Annotated in this window: 23 protein-coding genes and 1 pseudogene; 23 read left to right on the top strand and 1 reads right to left on the bottom strand. The window is 69.5% G+C overall.

The window, feature by feature from the left end:
- Nucleotides 1-5 precede the first annotated feature (5 nt).
- The 19 genes and pseudogenes from ACFVJQ_RS33245 to ACFVJQ_RS33155 all read left to right on the top strand — a co-directional run bounded on the left by ACFVJQ_RS33245 (nt 6) and on the right by ACFVJQ_RS33155 (nt 19,515).
- The gene (locus tag ACFVJQ_RS33245; protein WP_385516023.1) at nt 6-1,154 is read left to right on the top strand and encodes an inositol-3-phosphate synthase; all 1,149 of its coding nucleotides are present in this window, start codon (nt 6-8) and stop codon (nt 1,152-1,154) included.
- Complete coding sequence (locus tag ACFVJQ_RS33240; RefSeq protein ID WP_385516022.1) at nt 1,154-2,092, top strand: SCO3242 family prenyltransferase; 939 nt, start codon at nt 1,154-1,156, stop codon at nt 2,090-2,092. Before ACFVJQ_RS33245 ends, ACFVJQ_RS33240 begins: the two co-directional genes overlap by 1 nt.
- Nucleotides 2,089-2,988, top strand: coding sequence for a sugar phosphate isomerase/epimerase family protein (locus tag ACFVJQ_RS33235; RefSeq protein ID WP_385516021.1), 900 nt, complete (start codon nt 2,089-2,091; stop codon nt 2,986-2,988). The genes ACFVJQ_RS33240 and ACFVJQ_RS33235 overlap by 4 nt, the downstream gene beginning before the upstream one ends.
- Nucleotides 2,982-3,602, top strand: a complete 621-nt coding sequence (locus ACFVJQ_RS33230) for an EboA domain-containing protein (RefSeq protein WP_385516020.1) — start codon at nt 2,982-2,984, stop codon at nt 3,600-3,602. Before ACFVJQ_RS33235 ends, ACFVJQ_RS33230 begins: the two co-directional genes overlap by 7 nt.
- Entirely contained in the window at nt 3,602-4,450 is an 849-nt protein-coding gene (locus ACFVJQ_RS33225) for a TatD family hydrolase (RefSeq protein WP_385516019.1), read from the top strand. The genes ACFVJQ_RS33230 and ACFVJQ_RS33225 overlap by 1 nt, the downstream gene beginning before the upstream one ends.
- 3 nt (nt 4,451-4,453) lie before the next feature.
- Nucleotides 4,454-5,623, top strand: coding sequence for a metabolite traffic protein EboE (gene eboE, locus ACFVJQ_RS33220; RefSeq protein WP_385516018.1), 1,170 nt, complete (start codon nt 4,454-4,456; stop codon nt 5,621-5,623).
- Nucleotides 5,620-7,002, top strand: a complete 1,383-nt coding sequence (locus tag ACFVJQ_RS33215) for an alkaline phosphatase family protein (RefSeq protein ID WP_385789300.1) — start codon at nt 5,620-5,622, stop codon at nt 7,000-7,002. The genes eboE and ACFVJQ_RS33215 overlap by 4 nt, the downstream gene beginning before the upstream one ends.
- 279 nt (nt 7,003-7,281) lie before the next feature.
- The gene (locus ACFVJQ_RS33210; protein ID WP_385516016.1) at nt 7,282-8,433 is read left to right on the top strand and encodes a ScyD/ScyE family protein; all 1,152 of its coding nucleotides are present in this window, start codon (nt 7,282-7,284) and stop codon (nt 8,431-8,433) included.
- A gap of 248 nt (nt 8,434-8,681) precedes the next feature.
- The gene (locus ACFVJQ_RS33205; protein ID WP_385516015.1) at nt 8,682-8,819 is read left to right on the top strand and encodes a hypothetical protein; all 138 of its coding nucleotides are present in this window, start codon (nt 8,682-8,684) and stop codon (nt 8,817-8,819) included.
- The gene (locus tag ACFVJQ_RS33200) at nt 8,776-9,237 is read left to right on the top strand and encodes a DUF6059 family protein (RefSeq protein ID WP_385516014.1); all 462 of its coding nucleotides are present in this window, start codon (nt 8,776-8,778) and stop codon (nt 9,235-9,237) included. Before ACFVJQ_RS33205 ends, ACFVJQ_RS33200 begins: the two co-directional genes overlap by 44 nt.
- Before the next feature lie 539 nt (nt 9,238-9,776).
- A complete protein-coding gene (locus ACFVJQ_RS33195; RefSeq protein WP_385516013.1) occupies nt 9,777-10,400 on the top strand; it encodes an isochorismatase family protein in 624 nt (207 codons plus the stop codon).
- The gene (locus tag ACFVJQ_RS33190; protein ID WP_385516012.1) at nt 10,397-12,331 is read left to right on the top strand and encodes an anthranilate synthase family protein; all 1,935 of its coding nucleotides are present in this window, start codon (nt 10,397-10,399) and stop codon (nt 12,329-12,331) included. Before ACFVJQ_RS33195 ends, ACFVJQ_RS33190 begins: the two co-directional genes overlap by 4 nt.
- Nucleotides 12,332-12,388: 57 nt before the next feature.
- Nucleotides 12,389-13,228: a PhzF family phenazine biosynthesis isomerase gene (locus tag ACFVJQ_RS33185; protein ID WP_385516011.1), complete on the top strand. Its 840-nt coding sequence runs from the start codon at nt 12,389-12,391 to the stop codon at nt 13,226-13,228.
- On the top strand, nt 13,221-13,919 hold the full coding sequence (gene phzG / locus ACFVJQ_RS33180; RefSeq protein ID WP_385516010.1) for a phenazine biosynthesis FMN-dependent oxidase PhzG: 699 nt from the start codon (nt 13,221-13,223) through the stop codon (nt 13,917-13,919). Before ACFVJQ_RS33185 ends, phzG begins: the two co-directional genes overlap by 8 nt.
- A gap of 101 nt (nt 13,920-14,020) precedes the next feature.
- Nucleotides 14,021-14,587, top strand: a pseudogene (locus tag ACFVJQ_RS33175) (4'-phosphopantetheinyl transferase family protein); the annotation flags it as partial.
- A 360-nt stretch (nt 14,588-14,947) separates the two neighbouring features.
- A complete protein-coding gene (locus tag ACFVJQ_RS33170) occupies nt 14,948-16,513 on the top strand; it encodes an acyl-CoA carboxylase subunit beta (protein WP_385516049.1) in 1,566 nt (521 codons plus the stop codon).
- A 5-nt stretch (nt 16,514-16,518) separates the two neighbouring features.
- Entirely contained in the window at nt 16,519-17,478 is a 960-nt protein-coding gene (locus ACFVJQ_RS33165) for an alpha/beta hydrolase family protein (RefSeq protein ID WP_385789296.1), read from the top strand.
- Nucleotides 17,478-18,545, top strand: a complete 1,068-nt coding sequence (locus ACFVJQ_RS33160) for a glucose-1-phosphate thymidylyltransferase (protein WP_385516008.1) — start codon at nt 17,478-17,480, stop codon at nt 18,543-18,545. The genes ACFVJQ_RS33165 and ACFVJQ_RS33160 overlap by 1 nt, the downstream gene beginning before the upstream one ends.
- Before the next feature lie 37 nt (nt 18,546-18,582).
- On the top strand, nt 18,583-19,515 hold the full coding sequence (locus ACFVJQ_RS33155) for an NAD-dependent epimerase/dehydratase family protein (RefSeq protein ID WP_385516007.1): 933 nt from the start codon (nt 18,583-18,585) through the stop codon (nt 19,513-19,515).
- 60 nt (nt 19,516-19,575) lie between these two features.
- On the opposite strand, the gene ACFVJQ_RS33150 is transcribed toward ACFVJQ_RS33155, so the two are convergent.
- Nucleotides 19,576-20,673 (bottom strand): methyltransferase, encoded by a 1,098-nt coding sequence (locus ACFVJQ_RS33150; RefSeq protein WP_385789294.1) that lies wholly within the window; start codon nt 20,671-20,673, stop codon nt 19,576-19,578.
- A 239-nt stretch (nt 20,674-20,912) separates the two neighbouring features.
- Between ACFVJQ_RS33150 and ACFVJQ_RS33145 the strand changes: the two genes are divergently transcribed.
- The 4 genes from ACFVJQ_RS33145 to ACFVJQ_RS33130 all read left to right on the top strand — a co-directional run bounded on the left by ACFVJQ_RS33145 (nt 20,913) and on the right by ACFVJQ_RS33130 (nt 26,152).
- Nucleotides 20,913-21,401, top strand: a complete 489-nt coding sequence (locus tag ACFVJQ_RS33145) for a PhzA/PhzB family protein (RefSeq protein ID WP_385516005.1) — start codon at nt 20,913-20,915, stop codon at nt 21,399-21,401.
- A gap of 20 nt (nt 21,402-21,421) precedes the next feature.
- Nucleotides 21,422-22,876, top strand: coding sequence for a multicopper oxidase family protein (locus ACFVJQ_RS33140; protein WP_385516004.1), 1,455 nt, complete (start codon nt 21,422-21,424; stop codon nt 22,874-22,876).
- Nucleotides 22,877-23,066: 190 nt separating this feature from the next.
- Nucleotides 23,067-24,563 (top strand): FAD-dependent monooxygenase, encoded by a 1,497-nt coding sequence (locus ACFVJQ_RS33135; protein WP_385789292.1) that lies wholly within the window; start codon nt 23,067-23,069, stop codon nt 24,561-24,563.
- A 104-nt stretch (nt 24,564-24,667) separates the two neighbouring features.
- Complete coding sequence (locus ACFVJQ_RS33130; protein WP_385516002.1) at nt 24,668-26,152, top strand: FAD-dependent monooxygenase; 1,485 nt, start codon at nt 24,668-24,670, stop codon at nt 26,150-26,152.
- Nucleotides 26,153-26,196: the final 44 nt, after the last annotated feature.

The raw sequence follows: 26,196 nt of genomic DNA, 5'->3' as shown, positions 1-26,196 counted from the left end.
TTTCCGTGTCCGAACACGTCGATACGTCCGTACCCCCCGCACCCGAGAGCGCACCCGGCACGGGCGTGTGGTTCATCGGCGCCCGCGGCTCCGTCGCCACCACTGCCGTCGTCGGGTGCGCAGCGCTCGTGGCAGGGCTGTGCCCCCCGACGGGAATGGTCACCGAGACCCACGCCTTCGCAGCCGCTGGGCTGCCTGCCTTGTCCAGCCTCGTCTTCGGTGGCCACGACACCGTCGACTGGCAGCTGCACAAGCGCGCCGAAGCACTGACCGAACAGGGCGTTCTGACGCCTGGACTCGCGCAGGCGGTGCACGATCAACTCGGCGCCGCCGACCGAGAGATACGTCTTGGCGGACCACTGGCCGATGACCCCCGCGATGACGAGGCGCTGATCGAGGCCTTCGCAGCCGACATCGAAGACTTCACCCGCCGCACCGGCGTGGCCCGGACCGTGGTGATCAATGTCGCCTCCACCGAGCCCGCCGCCGAAGACGACGCCCCCCGGCTCCCCGCCAGTTCTCTGTACGCCGCGGCAGCCCTGCGCGCCGGGTGCGCGTATGTCAACTTCACCCCTTCGGCAGGGGTGCGGCACCCGGTCCTTCAGGAGCTCTCACGGTCGGCCGGAGTGCCGTACGCGGGCCGGGACGGAAAGACCGGACAGACGCTGCTGCGGGCTGTGCTCGCGCCCATGTTCCGGCAGCGGGCACTCTCCGTACTGGCGTGGTCCGGCACCAATCTCCTCGGCGGTGGCGACGGGGCGGCGCTCGCCGACTCCGCGGCCGCAGCGGCGAAGAACGCCGGCAAGAACCGGGTTCTCGCCGACAACCTCGGTGTGCTCCCCGAGGGCGATGTGCACATCGACGACGTGCCGGTGCTCGGCGAGTGGAAGACGGCCTGGGACCACGTGGCCTTCGAGGGCTTCCTCGGCTCGAGAATGATCCTGCAGACCATCTGGCAGGGCTGTGACTCGGCACTGGCCGCACCCCTCGTCCTCGACCTGGCCCGCCTGGCCGCCCGTGCTCACGAGGCCGGAATCTCCGGGAGCCTGCCGGAACTGGGTTTCTACTTCAAGGACCCGGACGGCGGATCCGCGGCTCTGGCCGAGCAGTACGAAACCCTCGTCGCCTTCGCGGCACGACTGGGGGCCGCCTGATGGGAACGCCCCGCGACTGGGCCGAGCTCCTGCGTGTCCCGGCCCTGTGCACCGTGCCCGGTGACGCGGTGGCCGGGGCCGCGGCGAGCGGGCTGCCCCTCGGCGCCGGGACCGTCCTCGCCGTCGGAGCCTCCGCGTGCCTGTACGAGGCGGGAATGGCGCTCAACGACTGGGCGGACCGAAGGGAGGACGCGGCCGAGCGCCCGCACCGGCCCATCCCCTCCGGCCGCGTCGCCCCGGCCCACGCGCTGATGGCGGCCACCGGTCTGACCGCCGCAGGGCTCGGCCTGGCCTGCACGGCGGGCCGGCCGGCCGCACTGTGCGCCACCGCTCTGGCCGGCCTCGTCTGGGCGTATGACCTGCGGCTGAAGCACACCCCGGCAGGAGCGGCCACGATGGCCGCGGCCCGCGCGGCCGACCTGCTGCTGGGAGCGGCGGCCACCGCGGGCAGGACTGCCGCAGGGGACACCGCGCGGGCGCTGCGCCGCTCCCTGCTTCCCGCGGCCGCACTCGGCGCGCACACCTACGCCGTCACCACGGTCTCCCGTGTCGAGACCAAGGGGGGATCGTCCGGCAGGCCGCTCGCCGCGCTCGGTGCGACGGTCGCCCTCGGGGCCTTGATCGGCATGGATCCCCGCAACGGCCGGCGGTCCGTACGACCCGCTGACGCACCGGACACGTCGTCACGACCGCCGGGAGACCACGTTCGGGCCGCCCTCGCGGGCGCGTACGTGGCGACGGCGGCCACGCCGTACCTGCACGCCGCGCTCAACCCGTCACCGCCCCTGACCCAGAAGGCCGTCGGTGGTGGCATCCGCGCGCTGATACCGCTGCAGGCAGCCCTCGCGGCACGCTCCGGAGCGCCGGTCGCCGCGGTGTGGCTCTCCGGGCTCGCCCCCCTGGCCCGCCGACTGTCACGGAAGGTCAGCCCCACATGAGCCTGCGCCTCGGATACGGCACGAACGGTCTCACCGATCTGCGGCTCGACGACGCCCTCGGCCTCCTGGCAGAACTCGGCTACGACGGGGTCGGCCTGACCCTCGATCACATGCACCTCGATCCGATCGGTCCCGGGCTCGCCGGCCGCGTCGGCCGTCTCGGCTCCAGGCTTGCCGCGCTCGGCCTCGGCGTCACTGTGGAGACCGGTGCCCGCTACGTGCTCGACCCGCGTCGCAAGCATGGCCCGACCCTGCTCGACCCGGATCCCCAGGCACGGGCGATGCGGACCGATCTGCTGGTCACCGCGGTGAAGGTGGCGGCGGACCTCGGCGCGCAAGCGGTGCACTGCTTCAGCGGCGTCCGGCCCGTGGGCACCGGCGAGGGGGCCGCGTGGGACAGGCTCAGCGACGGACTGGAGCGGGTTCTCGATGCGGCGGTCACGGCCGGGGTGCCGCTCGCCGTCGAGCCGGAGCCGGGTCATCTGGTGGAGTGCCTCGCCGACTTCCACCGGCTGCGTATGCTGCTCGACGACCATCCGCTACTCGGTCTCACGCTCGACATCGGTCACTGCCAGTGCCTCGAGCCGCGGACGCCGGCCGACTGTGTCACCGCTTCAGCCCCCTGGCTGAGACACGTCCAGATCGAAGACATGCGGCGAGGTGTGCACGAACATCTCCCCTTCGGCGAGGGTGAGATCGACTTCCCTGCGGTACTGGCCGCGCTGGACGCCTGTGGGTACCAGGGGCTGACCGTGGTGGAACTACCCCGCCACTCGCACGCCGGGCCCGAGCTCGCCCGAAACTCCCTGCGGTTCCTGCGCGAGCTGACCGCAACGGCCGGCCCGGCCCACCGTGGCCATCCCAGCCCGGCCGGCGGAAGGAGCTCCGGATGCTGATCACAGAAGAGGAACTGCGGACCCGCCTCGGAGCCGACAGCGCTGCCTGGCTCACGACCGCGCTCGCGCAGGTGCGGGAAGCCTCCCGCCCTGCTCCGGACCGACCTGCGCCGCAGGCAGCTCCGGCATGGGAGCGGTACTTCGCAGCGGCCGGCCGGCAGTGCGGTGGGCCGGATGCGGCCGAGGCTGCCCGCGTGCTGCTGCTCCACACCGCCCAGCCGACCCCGGACGAGGTGGTCCGGCTCTACCAGCGGGGGACCGGCGCGGAACGACGCGCTGTCCTGCTCGCCCTGCCCCACCTGCCGATCGCCCCGCACGAGGGGGTGCCGCTGATCGAGGACGCGCTGCGCGCCAACGACACCCGGCTCATCGCCGCCGCCGTCGGTCCCTTCGCCGCAGCACACCTCGGGGCCCACGCCTGGCGTCATGCCGTCCTCAAGTGTCTGTTCACCGGAATCCCACTGGCCGAGGTCGCCGGGTTCTCCGACAGGGCCCGTGGTGACGACGAACTGGGGCGCATGCTGCGGGACTTCGCCGCCGAGCGGACCGCCGCGGGGCGACGCCTGCCGAGCGACCTGCGTCACGCACTCGCCCTGACCTCGAAGGAACCCTGATGCGCATCTTCGACCCGCACATCCACATGACCTCGCGCACCACCGACGACTACCAGGCGATGTACGCGTCCGGTGTTCGCGCCGTGGTCGAACCCTCCTTCTGGCTGGGGCAGCCGCGGACCTCGCCGGAGAGCTTCGTCGACTATTTCGACGCACTGCTCGGCTGGGAGCCGTTCCGGGCGGCGCAGTACGGCATCGCGCACCACTGCACCATCGCCCTCAACCCCAAAGAGGCGAACGACCCGCGTTGTGTTCCGGTCCTCGACGAACTGCCACGCTACCTCGTCAAGGACGGTGTGGTCGCCGTCGGTGAGATCGGCTACGACTCGATGACACCGGCCGAGGACACCGCGCTGGCCGCGCAGCTCGCACTGGCCGCCGAACACGGGCTCCCCGCCCTGGTGCACACACCGCACCGTGACAAGGCGGTCGGGCTGCGACGCACCCTCGACGTCGTGGCCGAGTCCGACCTCGCGATCGACCGGGTGCTTCTCGATCACCTCAACGAGACCACGGTCGAGGTCGCCAAGGACTCCGGGGCCTGGCTCGGCTTCTCCGTTTATCCGGACACCAAGATGGACGAGCACCGTATGGTCGCCGTCCTGCTGAAGTACGGACTCGATCGGGTCTTGGTCAACTCTGCCGCCGACTGGGGCAAGAGTGATCCGCTGAAGACCCGCAAGGTCGGCGAGGCGATGCTCGCCGCAGGCTTCGGCGAGGACGATGTGGACCAGGTGCTGTGGCGCAACCCCGTCGCCTTCTACGGGCAGAGCGGCCGCCTCGCTCTGGAGCCCGCCAAGGCGGGGCCGCACCACGAGGGCAACTCCGTCCTGCGCGGGGGTGAGTAGGCCGTGCGCTTCACCCACCCCGACGGCTCGGACATCCACCTCGCGTACTGCACCAATGTCCACCCGGCCGAGACACTGGACGGCGTCGTTGCCCAGCTCTCCGCCCACTGCCTACCGGTGCGCCGCCGCCTGGGCGTCGAGCGCCTGGGCATCGGACTGTGGCTGGCGCGCGAATCCGTCCGTGCGCTGTCCGCTTCCCCCGCGGCACTGAAGCGGCTGCACGTCGAGCTGGACCGCTGCGGCCTCGAGGTGGTCACTCTCAACGGCTTCCCCTACCAGGGCTTCGGGGCCAGGGAGGTCAAGCACCGGGTCTACAGTCCCGACTGGCGCGACCCGAGGCGTCTTGAGTACACCCTCGAACTGGCCCGCATCCTGTCCCAACTGCTGCCGCCGGACGTCCGCGAAGGTTCCATCTCCACCCTGCCGCTGGCATGGCGCACCACCTTCGACGAGGCCGCGGCCGAGTCGGCACACACGGCGCTGACCGAACTCGCCCTGCGGCTGGATGAGCTGGAGGAGACATCCGGCCGTTCCATCCACGTGGCCGTGGAGCCGGAGCCCGGTTGCGTCGTCGAGACCACCGGCGATGCCCTCGCCCTGCTCACCGACCTGCCAGGCCATCGGATCGGCCTGTGCCTGGACACCTGTCACCTCGCGACCAGCTTCGAGAAGCCCGCATCGGTACTCGCCGACCTGGACCGGGCAGGCATCCCCACCTACAAAGTGCAGCTTTCCGCGGCCCTGCATGCCGAGGACCCTCGGGACCCTGCCGTGCGCAGGGCGCTTGCCGCCTTCGACGAGCCGCGGTTCCTGCATCAGACCCGCGCCAGGGCGGACGGAGTGCTGCACGGCACCGATGACCTCGGCCAAGCGCTGGAGCAGGGAAAGCTGCCCGATGACGTGCCCTGGCGCGCTCATTTCCACGTACCGCTGCACGCTCCGCCCGCCGCACCGCTGGACTCCACCCTCGACGTGCTGTGCGAGTCCCTCGCCGCCATGGTCAGCGGCGTCACGGCGCGTTGCCACCACTTCGAGGTGGAGACCTATACCTGGCAGGCACTGCCGGCGAGCGCACGTCCGGACACCGATGCGCAACTCGCCGACGGCATCGCCGCCGAGCTGGCCCTGGCCCGCGATCTGTTGACGGGGCTCGGACTCAAGGAGCAGCAGTGACGACCGACCCGACGCCCCTGCTCGTCCTGGACGTGGTGGGCCTCACCCCCGCACTCCTCGATCACATGCCCCGGCTGAAGGCACTCGGCAACCGCGGTTCGCAGGCATCGCTGGCCACGGTGCTGCCGGCCGTCACCTGTTCCGTCCAGGCCACGTTTCTGACCGGGACAATGCCTGCCGAGCACGGCATCGTCGCCAACGGTTGGTACTTCCGCGAGCTCGGCGACATCCTCCTGTGGCGTCAGCACAACGGGCTGATCCACGGCGACAGGCTCTGGGACGCGGCCCGCCGCCTGCACCCCGGCTACACGGTGGCCAACGTCTGTTGGTGGTACGCGATGGGCGTGGACACCGACTACACGGTCACGCCGCGTCCCGTCTACTACGCCGACGGCCGCAAGGAGCCGGACTGCTACACCCGGCCGCCGGCCCTGCATGACGAATTGACGGACGAGCTGGGCACGTTCCCGCTGTTCAACTACTGGGGGCCCACAGCGGACCTGGTGTCCAGCAAGTGGATCATCGACGCGACGCGGTACGTCAACCGCACACGACGACCCGATCTGACACTGGCGTACGTCCCGCATCTCGACTACGACCTGCAGCGCTACGGCCCCGAGGACCCGCGCGCGGCGCAGGCCGCCGCCGATCTCGACGCAGCGCTCGCCCCGCTGCTCGACGAGGCGCTCGCCGAGGGCCGCACCGTCGTCGCTCTTTCCGAGTACGGCATCACCTCGGTCGGCAGGCCCGTCGACATCAATCGGGCGCTGCGCCGCGCCGGATTCCTGGAAGTGCACACCCAGGACGGCATGGAGTACCTGGACGCCATGACCTCCCGCGCCTTCGCGGTCGCCGACCATCAGATCGCACATGTGTATGTGCGGCGGGCCGAGGACATGGCCGGGGTGCGGAAGGTGCTCGAAGGGCTGCCCGGAGTCGGTGAACTCCTCAGCGACGCAGGCAAGAAGGAGTATTCCCTGGACCACCCGCGGGCCGGCGAGTTCGTGGCGGTCGCGGAAGCGGACGCATGGTTCACGTACTACTACTGGCTGGACGACGAACGCGCCCCCGACTTCGCGCGTCTGGTGGACATCCACCGAAAGCCGGGATACGACCCCGCCGAGCTGTTCATGGACCCGCTGGACCCTTATGTGAAGGTCAGGGCGGCCAAGGCCCTGGCCCGCAAGAAGCTCGGCATGCGCTACCGGATGGATGTCGTCCCGCTGGACCCCACGGCGGTGCGCGGCAGCCACGGCCGGCTCCCCGACCGCCCCGAGGACGGTCCGCTTCTGCTGTGCTCCCGGCCCGACGAGGTCGGCGGCACCGTCGCCGCCGTGGAGGTGAAGGACCTCCTGCTCCGGCTGGCGGGACTCGGCTGACACCGGCGAGAGCGCCCGCACGGGCCGACGATCGAATGCCGGTCGAGGAGCGCTGAATTCCGAGTGGAGAGGGTTGCACCGGGCAGCCGGTGAAATTCCGCTGCTGTACCTGGGCGTATGGCATATAGATGGCGAATTTTCGATGCCGCACACCGGATTCTGTCCGACCCGGCGTAAGCGGAGGCTATTTGGCTGGGGGACCGACCAGCCTTCGGCGTCTATGGTGGCGTCGGTTGAAATCGCCCTCAGGCGTGGGGGCATGTCAATTCGAGGAGAAGCATGTCAAGAGCATTCAAGCCTTGGGCCGGTGCCTTCCTGACAGCGGCGATCGCGGTCAGCCTCGCGGCGACCTCGATACCGAGCTCGGCGGCAGCCGCCACTGCCTCCCCCAACCACCGGGCCGGGGTGGCGTCCACCCCCGTCGTCGTGGCGACGGGTCTGCACAACCCCCGAGACGTGACAGTCCAGTACGACGGCTCGGTCCTGGTCGCGGAGGCCGGCAGCGGCTCGGGTACGGCGTGCGCGAGCAAGCCCGACATGCCCGTGCGGTGCTTCGGGCTGACCGGCTCCATCTATCAGGTGAAGGGAACCAAGCAGGGCCGGGTCGTCACCGGCCTGCCCTCTCAGGAGCTCGTCCCGCCCGGCGGCCGGGGCACCGTCTTCGGGCTGAACCAGGTCGAGGGGCTGTGGGACGGTTCCTACCGGGCGGTCTACGGCCTGATCGGCCTCCCGGGCACCCGCACCGAGCTGGGAGCGGGCAGCGAACCGCTCGCCACGCTCAGCATCGTCAACGGCAAGGTGCTGGGAGACCTGGCTGCGCACGAGGAGGCCCACGACCCCGACGCCGTGCTCGGCCACACCCAGCCGGCGTCCAATCCGCAGCGGTTCGTCAGGGACGGCAGGGACTTCCTCGTCACCGATGCCGCGGCCAACGACGTGGTCCGGGTCCACCCCGACGGCACCACCGAGACCGAGGTGGTCCTCCCGACCAACGTCCTGCCGGCGGACTCCGGAAGCGCCTCGGCGAACGCGCTGCCCCCGGGCGAGGTCGACGCGGTGCCCAGCGGCATCGTGCGCGGTTGTGACGGCGCCTTCTACATCTCCGACCTGAGCGGAACCCAGGCCGGTCTCAGCCGCATCTGGCGTTATGTGCCGGGCGGCAAGCCGACTGTCTTCGCCAGCGGTCTGACCAACGTCATCGACCTCGCCGTGGCGCCGAACGGGGACCTGATCGCCCTGTCGTACTCCACGGGCAGTGCCGGCGGGACGCTGACGCGGATCGACAAGCGCACCGGTGCCCTCACGCCCATCAAGACCGACACCCCGCTGATCACGCCCACCGGCCTGGACGTCACGCGCCGGGGTGACATCTACGTCACCAACAAGACCCTGTCGAACAACGGCGAGCTGCTGAAGTTCCCGGCCGCCTGACGAGGCCGCCCGGGCCCGCACGCCCCACCTGCGGCCCTCCGTCCGTGCCGGTTCACGCCCGCCCCGCCAAGCGGGCGTGAACCGGCGCCGGCCTGCCGGCCCCCTGCCGCCGTGACGTCGGCGTGCGACGCCGTACCCCAGCGCTCTTCGAGCGTCCCTGTTGCACGGTTGTGCATGGTGTTGGTGAACCGCATCACTCAAGCCGCGGTCGGGTGTCCGCTGCCGGGCCGAGCGAGCAGGAGGAACAGGTGTACGACACAACCGAGGACGACCGAAGCGACTCCCGGGAAGCGGCGACGGAATCCTCCCCGTACCGCCCCCTCCGGCTCGCCGGAGTCGACGATGACGACACCGCGGAACCCAACGTCGTGCGAGGCATCGACTGACGACCGGACTCGCCCCGAGCGCTCGACCGGGACGCGAGCAGATCTTGGCAGTCTGTGCCCCGTCACTCGGCTCGGAGACGAAGGGGCGAGCATGAAACGGTTCGAAGGACGCATGCGAGCGTGGCCGATCAGCTTTCTGCGCATGGCCTGGCATTCCCTGGTGTGTCTGGGGGCCTTCCATACCGGCCCCATCGTGTACCACTACGCGGTGCCCAGACCCGCATCGGCTCCCTCCGCCCGTGGGCCCTTCGCCAGGCACACACCGGGCGGACTGACGGTGGCGGCAGGAGGCCCGTGCGTTCTCCCGCCCGGTCATCCCGAGCGCGTGTGTGCGGACATGCCGCTGTCCGAGGCGGAACAACGGATGGCCCGCGAGCTGTGGCCGGTCCACGGGCAGGGCAGTCCCAAGGCCCTTTGACCCCCCGGCTGCGGTCGCAGAACCTCGCTCTGGCACGCCTGCTGCCAGGGCAGCGTGCGTGTGTCTCCCTCGCCTGAATTCCGCTGGGTGGCCGGGAGACGAGCGGAATTCCATGGCGCGGACCGGGCTGGAGATCTGCTCAAGACGGGTTCGAATTCCGGAAATGCGCGCGGGACATGTGGTGCGGTGGCGCTTATGGTGTGGGCGTAGGTCGCCGGCCGGCACCCGCCCCGCTGTCTTCCCCCGGAAAGCGGGTGGGTGCGCCGGGCGCGAATCACCGAGGCGGCCACCGGTCTCAGGGAACACGGGGTCATTTTTCCTGACGTATTCCCCTGCGGCTCGGCCCTTGGCACCAGCCCGGACGGCCCACCCTTCTACGGCGCCCCGGCCGGCCCGACCGGATGCACGGCACCACCGTCATCGCACCCGGTGGCCCCGCTTGTCCAGGCCGCGCGCGGCACCGACAGGCCACCCAACGTTTCGCGCCCTGCTGTGCACCGCACACCTGGCATATCCGCGTGAAGCAAGGAAATGGAGCGATGACCGGCATACCCCCTGTGACTCCGTACCTGCTGCCCACCGAAGGCGATCTCCCGTCGCCCGCTGTGCGCTGGAGCGTCCAGCCCGAGCGAGCGGTCCTGCTGGTCCACGACATGCAGCGGTACTTCCTCAGGCCGTTCCCCAGCAGCCTGAGCCATCAGCTCGTCCACCACGCGGCGCAGTTGCGTGACCACTGCGCCGGGCTCAGCGTCCCCATCGCCTACACCGCCCAGCCGGGGGGAATGAGCGACGCCGAGCGTGGTCTGCTCAAGGACTTCTGGGGCCCCGGTATGCGCCCCGCTCCCGAGGACCGCCAGGTCGCCGACGCCCTCGCGCCGGCTGACGGCGACTGGATGTTCACCAAGTGGCGCTACAGCGCGTTCTTCAAGACCGATCTGCTGCAACGCATGCGCGATGCGGGCCGCGATCAGCTGATCCTCTGTGGCGTCTACGCCCACGTCGGCGTCCTCGCCACCGCGATCGACGCGTTCACCCACGACATACAGCCGTTCCTCGTCGCGGACGCCACGGCAGACTTCTCCCAGGAGTACCACCGTCTGGCGCTTGCCTATGCCGCCGAGCGCTGCGCCCTCGTCACGACGGTCAAGGGGGTCATGGCATGACGGGCCGCCCGGTGCACCGCCTTCTCACCGGTGGCGGCGAGACGGACAGAGACGTGCTCCAGACGGCGCTGGACGGGCAGGCGCAGGCGTTCGCGCTCCTGCATCGGCCCGGTGTCACCGGCCCTGACGTCGTGGAGATCGTCGAGGGGACGGTGTCATTCCCCGCCAAACTGGCGGACATCCCCGTGCCCGCTGCCGCGGGCCCCGGCGCCGGCGCGCGCCACGACGTGCTGGTGATCGTTCCGTACCGGCAACTCGTCGAGCGCGGCTTCGCCTGCGCCGACGACGGGACGCCGCTGGTGGCCATGACCATCACCCGCCAGCAGCGGTTGCCGCTGGCCGACGCGCTGACACGTATTCCCGAAGTGCCGACACGACTGGCCGACGGGGACTTCGACATGGACGACCGGGCTTACGAGGAAGTGGTGCGCAGCGTCGTCAAAGAAATGATCGGAACGGGGGAGGGGGCGAACTTCGTCATCAAGCGCACGTTCGTCGCGGACATCACGGACTACGGGCCGCGCAGTGCCCCCGCACTCTTCCGCCGCCTCGTCGAACACGAGTCGGGTGCTCACTGGACCTTCCTGATCCACACCGGCACGCGGACCCTCGTCGGCGCCTCACCCGAGAGGCATGTCAGCCTCGCGGACGGCATCGCCGTGATGAATCCCATCAGCGGCACGTACCGCTATCCCCCGTCAGGGCCCACGCTGGAGGGCGTGCTCGAGTTTCTCGGCGACCGCAAGGAGACCGACGAGCTCTACATGGTGCTGGACGAGGAACTCAAGATGATGGGACGCATCTGCGACAGGGGTGGTCGTGTCGTCGGTCCGCGGCTGAAGGAAATGGCTCAGGTGGCGCACACCGAGTACCTGATCGAGGGCGGAACCGACCGGGATGTGCGTGACATCCTGCGCGAGACGATGTTCGCGCCCACGGTGACCGGAAGTCCGCTGGAGAGCGCCTGCCGGATCATCCGCCGGTACGAGCCGGGAGGCCGCGGCTACTACAGCGGTGCGGCGGCGCTCATCGGACGGGACGCGTACGGCAACACCGTGATGGATTCCGCGATCCTGATCCGTACGGCGGACATCTCTCCCGAGGGCCGTGTCGGCATCTCCGTGGGCGCCACGATCGTGCGGCACTCCGATCCCGCGTCCGAAGCCGCGGAGACGCGTGCCAAGGCAGCCGGACTCCTGGCCGCACTCAACGAGGAGCCGAGGCGCTTCGCCGGCCACCCGAGGGTGCGCAAAGCCCTCGAGCAGCGCAACGAACCCATCGCCGACTTCTGGTTGACCGGCGACGCCAGGCAGGCTTTCACGGACCCGCGGCTGGCCGGACGCCGTGCCCTCGTGGTGGACGCCGAGGACGCCTTCACGTCCATGCTCGACCAGCAGCTCAGGTCTTTGGGACTGGACGTGCTGGTCCGCCGCTTCGACGAGGGCTGTCCCCTCGACGGCCACGACCTCGTGGTGCTGGGCCCCGGGCCCGGTGATCCCCGGGACAGGACACACCCGAAGATGCGGTACCTGCACGCGGCGGTGGACACGCTGCTGCGCCGGCGCCACCCGTTCCTCGCCGTGTGCCTGAGCCATCAGATCCTCGGCCTCAGGCTCGGACTGCCGCTGCGCCAGAAGGCGAAACCCAGCCAGGGAGTGCAGAAGGAGATCGATCTGTTCGGCACCGCCGAACGCGTCGGCTTCTACAACACGTACGCGCTGACCTGCGAACACGACGAATTCCTCGCGGCCGGCGTGGGCCCGGTCCGGGTGAGCAGGGATGGGGTCACCGGGGAGGTCCACGCGCTGAGCGGACCGGGCTTCGCCTCCGTGCAGTTCCACCCGGAATCCGTGCTCACTCAAGGCGGGCCACGCATCGTGGGCACGGCCCTGGCCGACGTGCTGGCCTCCACATCCAGCATGGCGGGCTGATCGTTCCTCCGAACGCTCGCCGGCCGCGGCACAGCCCTGTGACGAGTGAGGAAGCGTATGCACAAGTACGTGGTCGTCGACGCGTTCTCCCGGCAACCCCTGAGCGGCAACCCGGTGGCCGTGTTCTTCGCGAGCGACAACTTGACCGCCGATCAGATGCAGTGCATCGCCCGGGAGATGAACCTCTCGGAGTCCACGTTCGTGCTGCGCCCCCGCAAGGACGGCAGCGACGCCCACGTGCGGATCTTCACTCCCGTCAACGAACTCCCCTTCGCCGGGCACCCCTTGCTCGGCACCGCCGTGGCCTTGGGCAGCCGCACCGGCGCGAGCCGGCTGAACCTCGAGACCGCCATGGGCGTCATTCCCCTCACACTCGAACGCGCCGACGACGGGGCGCTCCGGGTCGGCATGCGTCAGCCGGTGCCCTGGTGGAAGCCCTTCGACCGCACCGGCGAACTGCTTCAGGCGCTGGGCATCGACTCGTCGGCGCTTCCCGTCGAGGTCTATGTGAACGGCCCCCGGCACGTCCTCGTCGGGCTCGAGAGCGTGGAAGCCCTGTCGAAGGTCAATCCCGACCATCGTGCCCTGGCGTACTTCCCCGACTTGGCGGTCAACTGCTTCGCCGGAAGCGGCCGTGCCTGGCGCAACCGCATGTTCTCGCCTTCCTACGGCGTCGTGGAGGACGCGGCGACCGGGTCCGCCGCCGGCCCCCTCGCCATCCATCTCGCGCGGCACGGCCTGAGCCCGTACGGGCAGGGCATCGAGATCGCCCAGGGCGTGGAGATCGGCCGCCCCTCGCTCATGGGAGCACTGGTCCACGGGCAAGGCGACCGGGTCGACTCCGTCGAGGTCTCGGGCCACGGAGTCGTCGCTGCCGAGGGGGTGCTCCATGTCTGACCTGGTCCCGTCGCCCAGCACCTCAGGCAACGCGGGCGACCGTCCGGACGCGACGCGCTCCGAGTCGCTCACCGGCACCGAGGAGGTGCCCTTCCCCGAGTACCACGTGCCGCCGGCCGATCCGATGGCGTTGCTGGTCAGATGGCTCGAACGCAGTGTCGACCTCGGCGTTCGGGAGCCGCGCGCCCTGGCTCTGGCCACTGCCGACGCCCGGGGCCGCACATCGTCGCGCATCGTGGTGCTCGGCTCGGTGACGGAGCACGGGATCGATTTCGTCACCCACGCCGACAGCCGAAAAGGACGGGAACTGGCCGAGAACCCCTGGGCCTCAGGCGCCCTGTACTGGAGGGAGACCAGCCAGCAGATCACTCTGGCCGGTCCTGTGCGCCGGATGCCGGACGCACACGCCGAGACCCTGTGGCGCGCGCGGCCGGTTTTCACGCACGCCATGAGCACGGTCTCACGGCAGAGCCGGCCGCTGGACAGCCTTGCCGACGTGGCCGAGCTGCGGGCCAGGGCCCGGACGCTGGCCGAGTCACAGCGGGCGCTGCCGTGCCCCGAGACGTTCGCGGCCTACCGGCTCGCCCCCGCCTCCGTCGAGTTCTGGTCGAACGGCACTGACCGGCTGCACGAGCGGCTGCGCTACGAGCGCACTGCCGGCGGCTGGAAGGCCAGCAGACTCCAGCCGTGAGCCGTCACACGTACGTCCGGCGGGGATGTACCGCAGGGCCTTCGGGCGGTCCGAGCTGCCGCTGCCCTGTCACCACCACCCCTGAGGAACTGGAGACCCCCATGGCGATGTGGCCGATCACGCCATCAGGGCCGTTGCCGCCGCCGGGGTCAGCCGTGCCGCCGGATCAGCTCGACCTGTGGCTCATCCGCAGCCCCAGCGGCAGCGAACGGCCGGCCCTGGACTTGTCCGAGCTCGATGCCACCGAGCGGGCCCGCACCGACGGCTTCCGTCGGCGGGCCGACGCACTGCTGTACGCCGCCGCACACGCAGGGCTGCGCCGCCTGCTCAGCCGGTACACCGGTCAAGCGCCCCGGAGTGTGCGGTTCACGCGCGAGCCGTGCCCCGCCTGCGGCGGATCGCACGGCCGCCCTGCTCTGGCCGACGCGCAGGTGCCGCTCCACTTCTCGCTCTCCCACAGCTCCGGAGTGGCGTTGCTGGGTTTCGCACCCGTGCCCGTCGGTGTGGATGTGCAGAGACTGCCGCGCGAGGACACCGTCACGGCCTGCGAGAACGCCCTTCACCCGCGCGAACGCGCCGAGCTGGCCGCGGTGCCGCCGGCCGATCGCCGTGCCGTGTTCGGCTGGCTGTGGACTCGCAAGGAGGCTTACCTCAAGGGGCTCGGCATCGGCCTCGGTCGCGGGGCGGCACACGACTACCTGGGAGTCCGCGGATCGGAGCATCCGGAGGGCTGGACGGTTCACGGCATTCCCTGCTTCACGGACTATGTCGCCGCGGTGGCCGTGTCGCGCTCCGGGCCCACCGAGGCGGGTGTGCGCTGTATCCCGGCGCACTGGCTGGGCTCCTCCGACGCCTGGCGTACGGAGGACGCCCCGGCAGGCCTGCGACTTCCCCTGGCGGTGGCGGGCCGTGCCACCACCCCGCCGGCTCTGTGGTCACTTCCGATGCTTCCGAAACGGGCGTGGCGAGATGACCGCTCGTCATCGGCGCTCTCGCCGTTCGTCCGAACTCCTGATGAGGAGGACCTCATGCCCGACGCAACCCGCAGTTTGCACCACCGAGTCGACGAGTTGACAGACCGCAAACGTGCCGCGCAGGACGGTCTCGATGCCGCTGCGACCGAGCGCCAGCACAGCAAGGGCAAGCTGACCGCGTACGAACGGATCGACCTGCTGCTCGACAAAGGTTCGTTCAACGAGGTGGAACCGCTGCGCAAGCACCGGGCAACGGGTTTCGGGCTGGAGGACAAGAGGCCGGACGGGGACGGAGTCGTCACCGGATGGGGGACGGTGGGCGGCCGGACTGTCTTCGTCTACGCCCATGACTTCCGGGTCTTCGGCGGTGCGCTCGGCGAGGCGCATGCCCAGAAGATTCACAAGGTCATGGATCTGGCCGAGGCGGCAGGGGCACCGCTGGTGTCGTTGAACGACGGCGCGGGAGCTCGTATCCAGGAGGGAGTCGCCGCGCTCGCCGGCTACGGCGGCATCTTCCGGCGCAACACGCGTGCCTCCGGGGTCATCCCGCAGATCTCCGTCATGCTGGGCCCCTGCGCGGGCGGCGCCGCCTACTCGCCGGCACTGACCGACTTCGTCTTCATGGTGCGCGACACCGCGCAGATGTTCATCACCGGGCCGGACGTGGTCAGAGCCGTCACGGGCGAGGAGATCACGCACAACGCGCTGGGCGGTGCGGATGTGCACGCCGCGAGCTCCGGCGTGGCGCACTTCGCCTACGACGACGAAGAGCACTGCCTGGAGGAGGTGCGCTACCTGCTGTCCCTGCTGCCCTCGAACAATCGGGAGCTGGCACCCGTCGTACCCACCGACGATCCTGTGGACCGGCCCAACGACCGGTTGCTGGAGCTGATACCGGTCGAGCAGGGCCAGGCGTACGACATCCGCGACGTCATCGCGGAGATCGTCGACGACGAGCAGTACTTCGAGGTTCATCCGGCATGGGCGACCAACATCGTCTGTGCGCTGGCTCGTCTCGACGGCCAGGTGGTGGGCATCGTGGCCAATCAGCCGGCCAGCCTCGCGGGCGTCCTGGACATCGAGGCATCCGAAAAGGGCGCCCGGTTCGTGCAGTTCTGCGACGCCTTCAACATTCCGCTGGTCACCCTGGTCGATGTGCCCGGTTTTCTTCCCGGGGTGGACCAGGAGCACAACGGAATCATCCGGCGGGGGGCAAAGCTGCTCTTCGCCTACTGCAACGCCACCGTTCCGCGGATCTCACTGGTGCTGCGCAAGGCGTACGGCGGGGCCTACATCGTCATGGACTCCCGCTCCATCGGCGCCGATCTGGCACTGGCCTGGCCGACCAACGAGATCGCGGTGATGGGTGCCGAGGGCGCGGCAAACGTCGTGTTCCGACGCGAGATCAACGCAGCCGACGACCCCGAGGCCGTCCGTGCGAAGCGCATCAAGGAATACAAGGAAGAACTGATGCATCCGTACTACGCGGCCGAGCGCGGACTCGTGGACGACGTCATCGACCCGCGTCAGACGCGTGCGGTGCTGATCCGGTCGCTTGCCATGCTCCGCACCAAGCACGCCGATCTGCCCTCGCGCAAGCACGGCAACGCGCCGCAGTGACGCCCATGAGCCTGTCATCCGCGACCGTTGCCGCGTGTGAGGTCTCCGAGACCGCGAACATCGTCCTCGACGCCGACGGTGTCCAGCTGTCCGGGCTGCTCGCCCGGCCGGCGGGAACCGCCACGAACGCCGTCGTGGTCGCTGTGCACGGCGGCGGCATGCGCGCCGGCTACTTCGACAGCCGGGCGCGCGCGGGGCTGTCCCTGCTGGCGATCGGGGCGCAGCTCGGCTACACCGTGCTGTCCGTCGACCGCCCCGGTTACGGACTGTCCGCCGACCGGTTCCCGCAGGGGCTTCCGCTGGCCGACCAGGCGCAGATCCTGCACAGCTCATTGGCCTCTTTCGCCCGCTCGCACGCCACCGGCGCGGGGTTCTTCGTCGTCGGCCACTCCAACGGCGGCAAGCTGGCACTGGCCCTCGCGGCCCACTGCCACGCATCCGGGCTCATCGGGGTGGACGTCTCCGGGATCGGCACCCGGCTCGCCGTGACCACCGATGAACTGCCCGGGCCGACCGGGCACGGCGACTGGCGACGGCACTGGGGAGCCCTGCGGCTGTACCCACCGCACGCCTTCCGTTTCGGCCGCGACCTGATCGCGCCGATTCCCGCGACGGAAGCCGATGAGGCGCTCGCCTGGCCGCGGATGTATCCGCGGCTCGCCGCCCGGATCCGGGTCCCGGTCCGCTTCACGTTCGCCGAACAGGAGCGGTGGTGGCTGCACGACGAAGCAGCCGTCGCCGAACTGCTGCGGCCACTGAAAGCCCCGAGGGTGAAGGTCGACCACCTGCCCGACGCCGGCCACAACATCAGCCTGGGCTGGGCGGCGCGCACCTACCACCTGAGGGTCCTGGCCTTCCTAGAAGAGTGTCTGCTCGCCCATGACGCGGCGCCGGTCGTCTCCGATCGGCGGCACATGACCGTCACAGCAAGTCCTGAACCGTATACGCGAAAGGGGAACGTGTGATGAAGGCACTGGTGTTGTCGGGTGGGGCAGGAACACGGCTGCGCCCCTTCAGTCATTCCATGCCCAAGCAACTGATTCCGATAGCCAACACGCCCGTTCTGGAACATGTTCTCAATGGGGTACGCGACCTGGGAATCACCGAAGTCGGGCTCATCGTCGGTGACCGTCCCGCGCAGATCGTCGCGGCGATCGGTGACGGTTCTCGACTGGGGCTCAAGGTCACGTACATCCACCAGGACGAGCCGCGCGGTCTGGCGCATTGCGTCTTGCTGGCCCGGGAGTTCCTGGGGGACGACGACTTCGTCATGTATCTGGGCGACAACATGCTTCCGGACGGGGTCACGGACATCGCGCGGGACTTCGTCGAGAAGCGTCCCGCAGCCCAGGTCGTCGTGCACAAGGTCGCGGACCCTCGTTCCTTCGGCGTCGCCGAGCTCGACCAGGAAGGCCGCATCGTACGGCTGGTGGAGAAGCCGCAGGACCCGCAGAGCGATCTCGCCCTCATCGGCGTCTACTTCTTCACGCCGGCGATTCATGAAGCGGTCGGTGCGATCAGCCCCAGCGCCCGCGGCGAACTGGAGATCACGGACGCTGTTCAATGGCTGGTGACCGAGGGCGCACAGGTGACCGCCAGCGAGTACGGCGGTTACTGGAAGGACACCGGCCGTGTCGACGACGTGCTGGAATGCAACCGAAAGCTGCTGGAGGGGCTGGTGTCGTCCGTCGAAGGCGAGGTCGACGACGCCAGTGTGCTGATCGGCCCGGTCGTCGTGGAAAGGGGGGCCCGCGTGGTCGGATCGCGCATCGTCGGGCCTGCCATCGTAGGCGCCGGCACCACGGTCGAGTACAGCCACATCGGCCCGAACACCTCCATCGGCAACGACTGCGTGCTGCGGCACACGCACATCGACTCCTCCATCGCACTCGAGGGTGCGAAGGTCACGGACGTACGGGGCCTGCACAGCTCGATCATCGGCCGTATGGCCAGCGTCGGTCCGACGGACGGGCATACCCCGCACCACCGGCTGGTCGTCGGGGACCACACCAGGATCGAGGTCGCCGCGTGAGGTGCACGGCCACCGGCGTCGGCGACGTGGTGATGTGATGGTGACCGGTCGCCGCATCGTGGTCCTCGGCGCCACGGGTTTCCTGGGGTGCCACATCGTCGATGCCTGCGCCGCCGCGGGACATGGGGTGCTGGGTGTCTCGCGGTCCGCGTCGCGGGCGGCCGGGAGCCGCGGGGCCGCACTCGATCTGGCCGCCACCACGACGACCGACCTGGTCGACTTTCTGGCGGCGCACCGGCCTGACGTGGTGGTGAACGCCGTCGGCACCGTGTGGCAGGCGGACGAGCAGCGTATGCGTGAACTCAATGACGCATTCGTGCACCGCCTCGTCACCGCGCTGGCGAAGCTGCCCGCACCGGCGCGGCTGGTCCACCTCGGGAGTGTGCACGAATACGGACCGATACCGGCCGGTGTGCCGCTCACCGAGAGGTGGGATCCGGCGCCGACCGGCGTCTACGGCCGGACCAAACTGCGCGGCACCCGATGGGTGGCCGACGCCGCACGCGACGGGCTGGACGCCGTGACCCTGCGCGTGGCGAACGCCTGTGGGCCGGGGGCACCGCCGCAGAGCCTGCTGGGCAAGGTGGCGGGCGAACTGGCCCGGCAGGCCGGTCGGCACGGGCGGCCCGTCGAGTTGCGGCTGGCACCCCTGACGGCACGGCGTGACTTCATCGACGTACGCGATGTGGCGGACGCGGCCGTGGCGGCAGCCTTCGTGCCGCGAGACGCGGTACGGGGCCGCATCGTCAACATCGGCCGGGGCCAGGCCGTGTCGGTCAGGCATCTCGTGCACAGGCTGGTCGAACTCAGCGGGCTTGCGGTGCGACTGTTGGAGGAAGAGCCGCCCGACGGCACCCGCTCGGGCGCCGAGTGGCAGCAGACCGACATCACCAGGGCCCGGCGTCTGCTGCAGTGGCGACCACGGCGCACGCTCGACGAGTCGCTGCGCGATCTGCTCGCAACCGTGTGACCGCAGAAGGGGACGGCCCGGTCATCCCATGCCTGTGGCAGCACGGCATCGAATCGACGCTCAGCCGGCAGGGACCGCCTCGATGACCGAGGCGTGCGAGGAGGTGTCCAGCACACGTGTGACCGTGAATCCCGATGCCGCCAGCAGCGCTTCGTACTCCGTGCGCGTGCGGCCTCGCCCGTTCAGGACCGTCATCATCAGCACGTCGCCGGTCTTGCCCGCATGGGGCTCATTGCCCGGGGGAATCAGCGCGTTGACGACCAGCAGACGGCCGTGAGCGGGCATGGCCGTGCGGCACGTTCGCAGGATGCGCACGCACTCGTCGTCCTGCCAGCTGGCCAGTACATGCTTCAGGAGGTAGATGTCGGCGCCGGACGGCACCGAGGCGAAGAAGTCCCCGGCCACGGCACTCCACCGTCCGGCCAGCTCGGGAACGTCCAGGACGTGTCCGGCAACCACGGATTCCAGATCGAGAAGGATTCCCGTCATGTGCGGGTTGCGCAGCAGCACCGTCCGCAGCAGGCCACCACGCCCGCCGCCGACGTCCACGGCACTCGTGCATCCGGAGAAATCGAAGGAGTCGACCACCGTGTCGCTGAGCACCTGCGAGAAGGCCGCCATGCTGGAGTTGAATGCCCTGCCGAGTTCCGGGTCGGCAGCGATGTGGTCGTAGAAGGGGACGCCGTAGACGGACTCGAATGCGTTGGTGCCGGTCCGTACCGCCTCGTGAAGCCGGGCCGCCGACTGCCAGAAGACCGGCTCACCACGCACGAGGACGTAGTCGCGCAACGACTGCTCCGCGTCCGTGCGCAACAGCTGTGCGAGCGGTGTGAGATGGAACCTGGCCTCGTCGTCCTCCCGGAACACACCCTTGGTGGCGAGGAGCCGCAGGACCCGGTAGAGGTACGAGGCGTCGAGGCCCGCGACCGCGGCGAGTTCACCGGCCGTGCGCGGGCCGGCTCCCAGGTGATCCGCAATGTGAAAGCGGGCGGCGGTGTGCAGGGCGGCTGAGTAGAGATAGCCCAGCGAGAGCTCGAGCAGCTCGTCCGTCACCTGTGCCGCTGTGGCAGGGGAGCCTGGGGACTGCCCGGCATCCGCGCCGTGCGAGGTGTCGGCCGCCTGTCCGGACGCCGTGACCTCGCGGAGGGTGCCTGCCATCGGTGATCTCCATTCGCCGCTTCTCCGACCTGCACCCGTAGTCTGTCCGGACCCCATCGGGTTCCGATCGAGAATCGATCCAGCCTCTCGGCATCCCACGGATCGCGCGACCGTAAGTGACGTCCTCAGCCCGTCTTCAAGTCAGCACCAAGCGGTGACTGCCATAATTCCCGTGCCCCTGCCGCAGTTGCCTAGGGTCGAATATCGCGCTTCCACACAAACCCTGCCGAGGGGAATCCATGGCTGACGCAACACCGTACGTTTTCGCCGATGACGTCGCACTGCGCCGGAAAAATCGAGCCACTGTCGAGAAATATTTGGCGGACACGAAGGGAACAGCTCGGCTTCACCGCCACGAGTTGTTCGTCGAGGACGGCAGCGGCGGTCTGTGGACCAATGACACCGGAGCGCCCATCATCATCCAAGGCCGAGACCGCTTGGGTGAGCACGGTGTGTGGTCGCTCAAGTGCTTCCCGGACTGGGAGTGGTACAACATCCAGATCTTCGAGACCCAGGACCCGAATTTCTTCTGGGTGGAGTGTGACGGTCATGGGACGATCAAATTCCCGGGTTACCCCGAGGGCTACTACGAGAACCATTTTCTGCATTCTTTCGAGCTGAACGACGGAAAGATTGTGCGAAACCGTGAGTTCATGAATCCGCTCGAGCAGATGCGAGCGCTCGGCATTCCCGTGCCAGAGGTGAAGCGCGCAGGCATTCCCACGTGAAACTCTCCTAAGGACCCATCATGATCGCCAGACGACGTCTGCTCGGCGCAGGGATTGCCACCGCTGCCACAGGTTTGACCGGGGCCTCGCTGATCCCTCTGTTCACCGCGACGGCCTCAGGGGCCACGGATGAACCTGCCCCGGCGCAGAGCACCCTCCCGCCCATCGAGCCGTTCAAGGCGCCCATGCCGCTGATACCTGCGGCACGGCCGGTCTCCACCGCCGGCGGGGTGGACAGATACGTGGTCACCGCTCGCAGCTCCGTGAAGGAGATCCTGCCGGGTGTGCCCACCGAGCTGTTCACCTATGACGGACAGTTCCCGGGCCCGACGATCAAGGCGCGCAAGAACCGCCCCGTCGTCATCCGCCAGCGCAATGATCTGAATGTGCCGATATCCCGCCATCTGCACGGTGCCTCGGTGCCGTCCCGGAGCGACGGTGGCCCCATGGACACGATCGCCCCCGGTGGCGAGCGTGTGTACGTCTATCCCAACAGGCAGCCGCATGCCTCGCTGTGGTACCACGACCACGCTCACCATCTGGAGTCGGAGAACGTCTATCGCGGCCTGCAGGGCAGCTATCTGATCAGCGACGCCGTCGAGGACGCGCTGCCGCTGCCCAAGGGCGCGTACGACGTTCTGATCCAGCTGCGCGACGCACACTTCGACGATGCGGGCCAGCTCCTCTACGCCATGGGAGACCGCGGTCGGAGCACCCTGCTGGCCAACGGTGTGCCCTCCCCGTACTTCGAGGTCGCCGCCCGCAAGTACCGGTTCCGCTTCGCCAACACCTCCAACATGCGCTTCCTCACGCTCCGTCTCGCAGACGGCGGCGACATGGTGCAGATCGGTTCGGACGGCGGACTTCTGCCCGCTCCGTACGTCACGCAGTCCGTCTTTCTCTCCTCCGGTGAGCGTGCCGACGTCGTCATCGACTTCTCGCGCTACCCGGTCGGCACCCAGGTCGTCCTGGAGAACGCCGGAGGCAGCGGCTCAGCCGCTCAGGTGATGCGTTTCGACGTGACGCACTCCGCCGACGACCCCAGCTCCGTCCCCGATGTGCTGCGCACTCTGCCCCCTCTGCCCGCTGCCACGAATCACCGCACCGTCGTCCTGCGGATGGACGAGGACGGCAGGCCCCACCCGCAGGCATACATGGATGACAAGGTCTACGATCCGCAGCGCGTCGACGCACGCATCCGGTGGGGCGCCAGCGAGATCTGGACGGTCGTCAACGCCAACGCCAGGGTCCCGCACAACTTCCACATGCATCTGGTCCAGTTCCGGGTGATCGAACGGAACGGGGCGGCCCCGGGCCCGGCCGAGTCGGGCCTGAAGGACACCGTGGTGGTGATGCCGGGCGAGAGCGTGAAACTCCAGGCGAACTTCGACGCCTACAGGGGGGAGTACGCGTACCACTGCCACATGCTCGACCACTCCGCGATGGGCATGATGGCCACGATGAAGATCGTCTGAGCATGGTGCGCCACCCCGGTCCACAGGGCTGTTCAACCGGGCGCGGTGCCCGGTTGAACACACCGGTGTGTGGCTGTCGTGCCTGCGCAACGCCGCCTCACCTCCCTCGCGCCAGGTGATCGGGCACACGCGGCTCGCTTCGATCGACGACCGACATGACGCACATCTATCTGCACGAGGAGCAGGAAACGTGACCAAGGACGCGATCGTCGTCGGCGCCGGGCCGGTCGGGCTGATGCTCGCCGGTGAACTCCGGCTCGGCGGCGCCGATGTGGCCGTGTACGAGAAGCTGCCCGCGCCGAGCGGGGAGTCCCGCGGGGTGGGGTTCACCCGGCGGGCAGCCGAGATCTTCGACCAACGGCGCCTGCTGGAGCGGTTCGGCGAAGTGGAGTGGGCCCAGGGGCATTTCGGCGGCGTGCGCATCGACTTCGGCAAGCTCGACGACAACCACTTCAGTGTCCGGGGAATCCCGCAGTTCCAGACCGAGGAGATCCTGGAGACCTGGCTCCGGGAACTGGGTGTCGTGGTGCATCGAAACCACGAGATCACCGGCTATCGGCAGACCGCGGACGAGGTCACCGTGCAGTTCGAAGGCCCTGACGGGCCCGGCGAGGAGACGGCACGATACCTGGTCGGCTGCGACGGGGCCCGCAGCCTCGTCCGGAGCCTGGCCGGCATCGACTTCCCCGGCTGGGGTGCCACCAGGGGGATGTACATGGCTGATGTGGTGGGCAGCGGAGTACGGCCCAGGCCCATCGGCGAGCGCGTCGACGGCGGCATGGTGATGGCCTTCGACCTGCAGAACGGCGTGGACCGGATCGTCATCCACGACGAGAACCTGCGCCCTCACGAGGACCGCAGCAAGCTGCGCTTCACGGAGATCGCGGACGCCTGGCAGCGTATGACGGGCGAGTCCATCCACCAGGCCGAGGTCCGCTGGATCAGCTCGTTCACCGACACCACCCGGCAGGCCTCCGCATATCGGGCCGGACGGGTGTTCCTGGCCGGGGACGCCGCACACATCCACATGCCGGCCGGGGCCCAGGGCATGAGCGTGGGGGTGCAGGACGCGGCGAACCTCGGCTGGAAGCTCGCCGCCGACATCGCCGGCTGGGCTCCCGAGGGGCTGCTGGACACGTACCACAGCGAGCGCCACCCGGTGGGCCGGATGCTGATGCGCAACACCCGAGCCCAGACGCGGCTGTACCTCAGCGGCGAGGAGATGGAGCCGCTGCGCGAGGTGATGGGCGAACTGGTGCACATCCCGGCGGTGGCACGGCACCTGGCCGGCATGGTCAGCGGCCTTGACGTCCGTTACGACATGGGCGGCGCGACCCACCCCCTGGCCGGGCTGCGCCTCTCGCCCGACTTGGTGCTGCGGCGTGCGGGAGACGGGCCGGTGCGCGTCGCCGAACTGTTGCACGCGGGCCGGCCCGTGCTCATTGCCGCCGGCTCCGGCACCGTCGACAACGAGACGCTGCGGCCGGCGGACGGTTGGGCGGACCGGATCGATGTGGCCGTCGGGACCTGGGACGACACGGCTGCCGTCGGCGACACGTCCCTGCCGGAGGCGGTCCTGCTGCGGCCGGACGGCTACGTCGCCTGGGCCGCGCCGAGCAGCGACAGCCTGCCGGAGGCGTTGGAGCGCTGGTTCGGCCGGCCCCGCTCGGCGATCGCGGCTGCGTGAGGGCGGAGCGTTCCGGCGTCCCGGCCCGGCTGCGGACGGCATCCCCCAGTTATCTGACGTTTTCCCCGACTCGAGGCGTTGCCTCGACTGTGTGAGGAGTGCATATGTCCCAGGGCGTGATCATCGTCGGCGCCGGGCCGGTAGGGCTGATGCTCGCCGGTGAACTGCGGCTGGCCGGCGTGGACGTCGTCGTCTACGAGCAGCTGCCCGCCGCCACCGGTGAATCCCGGGGTCTCGGATTCACCGGACGGACCGCCGAAATACTCGACCAGCGTGGCCTGCTCACCCGCCTCGGCGAATTCAGGTGGGGCAAGCAAGGCCATTTCGGCGGGGTGCGCATCGACTTCGGCAAGCTGGACGGCAACCACTTCGGTGTCATGGGGTTGCCTCAGTCCCGCACCGAGGATCTGCTGGAGGAGTGGTCCACCGGGCTCGGTGTCGTCATCCGCCGTGGCTGTGAGGTGACCGGCTTCACCGAGACCGACGACCATGTCGTGGTCGACTTCGACGGCCCCGACGGCCCGGGGCAGGACTCGGCGCAGTACCTCGTGGGCTGCGACGGCTCCCGCAGCACCGTGCGCGGCCTTGCCGGTATCGGCTTTCCCGGGCTGCCCGCCACCCGCGGCATGTATCTCGCCGACGTCGTCGGCGCCGACCTGCGGATGCGCCCCATCGGCGAGCGCGTTCCCGGTGGCGGCATGGTTCTGTCGGTCACCTTGGAACCGGGCGTGGACCGAATCGTCATCCACGAGCCGGGGATCCGCCCCGACCACGGCGTCGGCGACCTCACGTTCACCGAGGTCGCCGACGCCTGGCAGCGTATGACGGGTGAGTCCATCCACCATGCCTCCGCCCGCTGGATGACCGCCCTCACCAACGCGACCGGCCAGGCCACGGAGTACCGGCGTGGACGTGTCCTGGTCGTCGGCGACGCCGCCCACGACCATGCGCCGCTGGGGGCGCAGGGCCTGAGCGTCGGCCTGCAGGACGCGGTGAACCTCGGCTGGAAACTGGCCGCCACGGTCAACGGCTGGGCCCCCGACGGTCTCCTGGACACCTATCACGGTGAACGCCACCCCGTCGGCGAGGAGTTGATCCGCAACACCCTCGCCCAGTCGCTGCTCTATCTCAGCGGTGAAGAGATGGAACCGCTGCGTGAGGTGATGCGTGAACTCGTCGAGATCCCTGACGCCGCGCGCTACCTCGCCGGCCAGGTCAGCGGCCTGGACGTCCGCTACGACGTGGGCAGCGGTGACCACCCGCTGCTGGGTCGGCGCCTCGATCCGGCACTGGAGCTGACGGGCCCGGACGGCACGCACACCCGGGTGGCCGAACTGCTGCACCCTGCGCGCGGTGTCCTCATCCTCACCGGCGCAGCGGGGACGGGCGGGGAGGCCGCCGACCTTGCCAAGGGCTGGTCCAGCCGCGTCGACGTCTTCACCGGCTCCTGGAATCCTGCGGGCGGCACCAAGGTGGTCAACGCTCCGGAGGCGGTGCTGCTGCGCCCGGACGGTCACGTGGTCTGGATCGAGTCCGAGGGCGGCAAGCTCCGTGATGCCCTCGAACGCTGGTTCGGCGCATCGGCGTGAGCTGTCTGGACGTGCCGGGGCCGCAACGGCGTCCGCCGTTGCGG

The sequence above is a fragment of the Streptomyces sp. NPDC127197 genome (assembly GCF_042672405.1).
In the GTDB taxonomy this organism is placed as follows: Bacteria; Actinomycetota; Actinomycetes; order Streptomycetales; family Streptomycetaceae; genus Streptomyces; species Streptomyces flavusporus.
Note: the sequence above shows the minus strand (reverse complement) of the source record. Positions and strands in the feature narration are given on the sequence as shown.

What these genes read in the sequence shown, in the direction of transcription:
- ACFVJQ_RS33140 (WP_385516004.1), top strand. Translation starts at nt 21,422, where the DNA reads ATGATCGCCAGACGACGTCTGCTCGGCGCAGGGATTGCCACCGCTGCC.
- ACFVJQ_RS33210 (WP_385516016.1), top strand. Translation starts at nt 7,282, where the DNA reads ATGTCAAGAGCATTCAAGCCTTGGGCCGGTGCCTTCCTGACAGCGGCG.
- ACFVJQ_RS33240 (WP_385516022.1), top strand. Translation starts at nt 1,154, where the DNA reads ATGGGAACGCCCCGCGACTGGGCCGAGCTCCTGCGTGTCCCGGCCCTG.
- ACFVJQ_RS33200 (WP_385516014.1), top strand. Translation starts at nt 8,776, where the DNA reads ATGACGACACCGCGGAACCCAACGTCGTGCGAGGCATCGACTGACGAC.
- ACFVJQ_RS33190 (WP_385516012.1), top strand. Translation starts at nt 10,397, where the DNA reads ATGACGGGCCGCCCGGTGCACCGCCTTCTCACCGGTGGCGGCGAGACG.
- ACFVJQ_RS33235 (WP_385516021.1), top strand. Translation starts at nt 2,089, where the DNA reads ATGAGCCTGCGCCTCGGATACGGCACGAACGGTCTCACCGATCTGCGG.
- phzG (WP_385516010.1), top strand. Translation starts at nt 13,221, where the DNA reads ATGTCTGACCTGGTCCCGTCGCCCAGCACCTCAGGCAACGCGGGCGAC.
- ACFVJQ_RS33225 (WP_385516019.1), top strand. Translation starts at nt 3,602, where the DNA reads ATGCGCATCTTCGACCCGCACATCCACATGACCTCGCGCACCACCGAC.
- ACFVJQ_RS33230 (WP_385516020.1), top strand. Translation starts at nt 2,982, where the DNA reads ATGCTGATCACAGAAGAGGAACTGCGGACCCGCCTCGGAGCCGACAGC.
- ACFVJQ_RS33160 (WP_385516008.1), top strand. Translation starts at nt 17,478, where the DNA reads ATGAAGGCACTGGTGTTGTCGGGTGGGGCAGGAACACGGCTGCGCCCC.
- ACFVJQ_RS33185 (WP_385516011.1), top strand. Translation starts at nt 12,389, where the DNA reads ATGCACAAGTACGTGGTCGTCGACGCGTTCTCCCGGCAACCCCTGAGC.
- ACFVJQ_RS33145 (WP_385516005.1), top strand. Translation starts at nt 20,913, where the DNA reads ATGGCTGACGCAACACCGTACGTTTTCGCCGATGACGTCGCACTGCGC.
- ACFVJQ_RS33155 (WP_385516007.1), top strand. Translation starts at nt 18,583, where the DNA reads ATGGTGACCGGTCGCCGCATCGTGGTCCTCGGCGCCACGGGTTTCCTG.
- ACFVJQ_RS33130 (WP_385516002.1), top strand. Translation starts at nt 24,668, where the DNA reads ATGTCCCAGGGCGTGATCATCGTCGGCGCCGGGCCGGTAGGGCTGATG.
- ACFVJQ_RS33195 (WP_385516013.1), top strand. Translation starts at nt 9,777, where the DNA reads ATGACCGGCATACCCCCTGTGACTCCGTACCTGCTGCCCACCGAAGGC.
- ACFVJQ_RS33150 (WP_385789294.1), bottom strand. Translation starts at nt 20,673, where the DNA reads ATGGCAGGCACCCTCCGCGAGGTCACGGCGTCCGGACAGGCGGCCGAC.
- ACFVJQ_RS33170 (WP_385516049.1), top strand. Translation starts at nt 14,948, where the DNA reads ATGCCCGACGCAACCCGCAGTTTGCACCACCGAGTCGACGAGTTGACA.
- ACFVJQ_RS33165 (WP_385789296.1), top strand. Translation starts at nt 16,519, where the DNA reads ATGAGCCTGTCATCCGCGACCGTTGCCGCGTGTGAGGTCTCCGAGACC.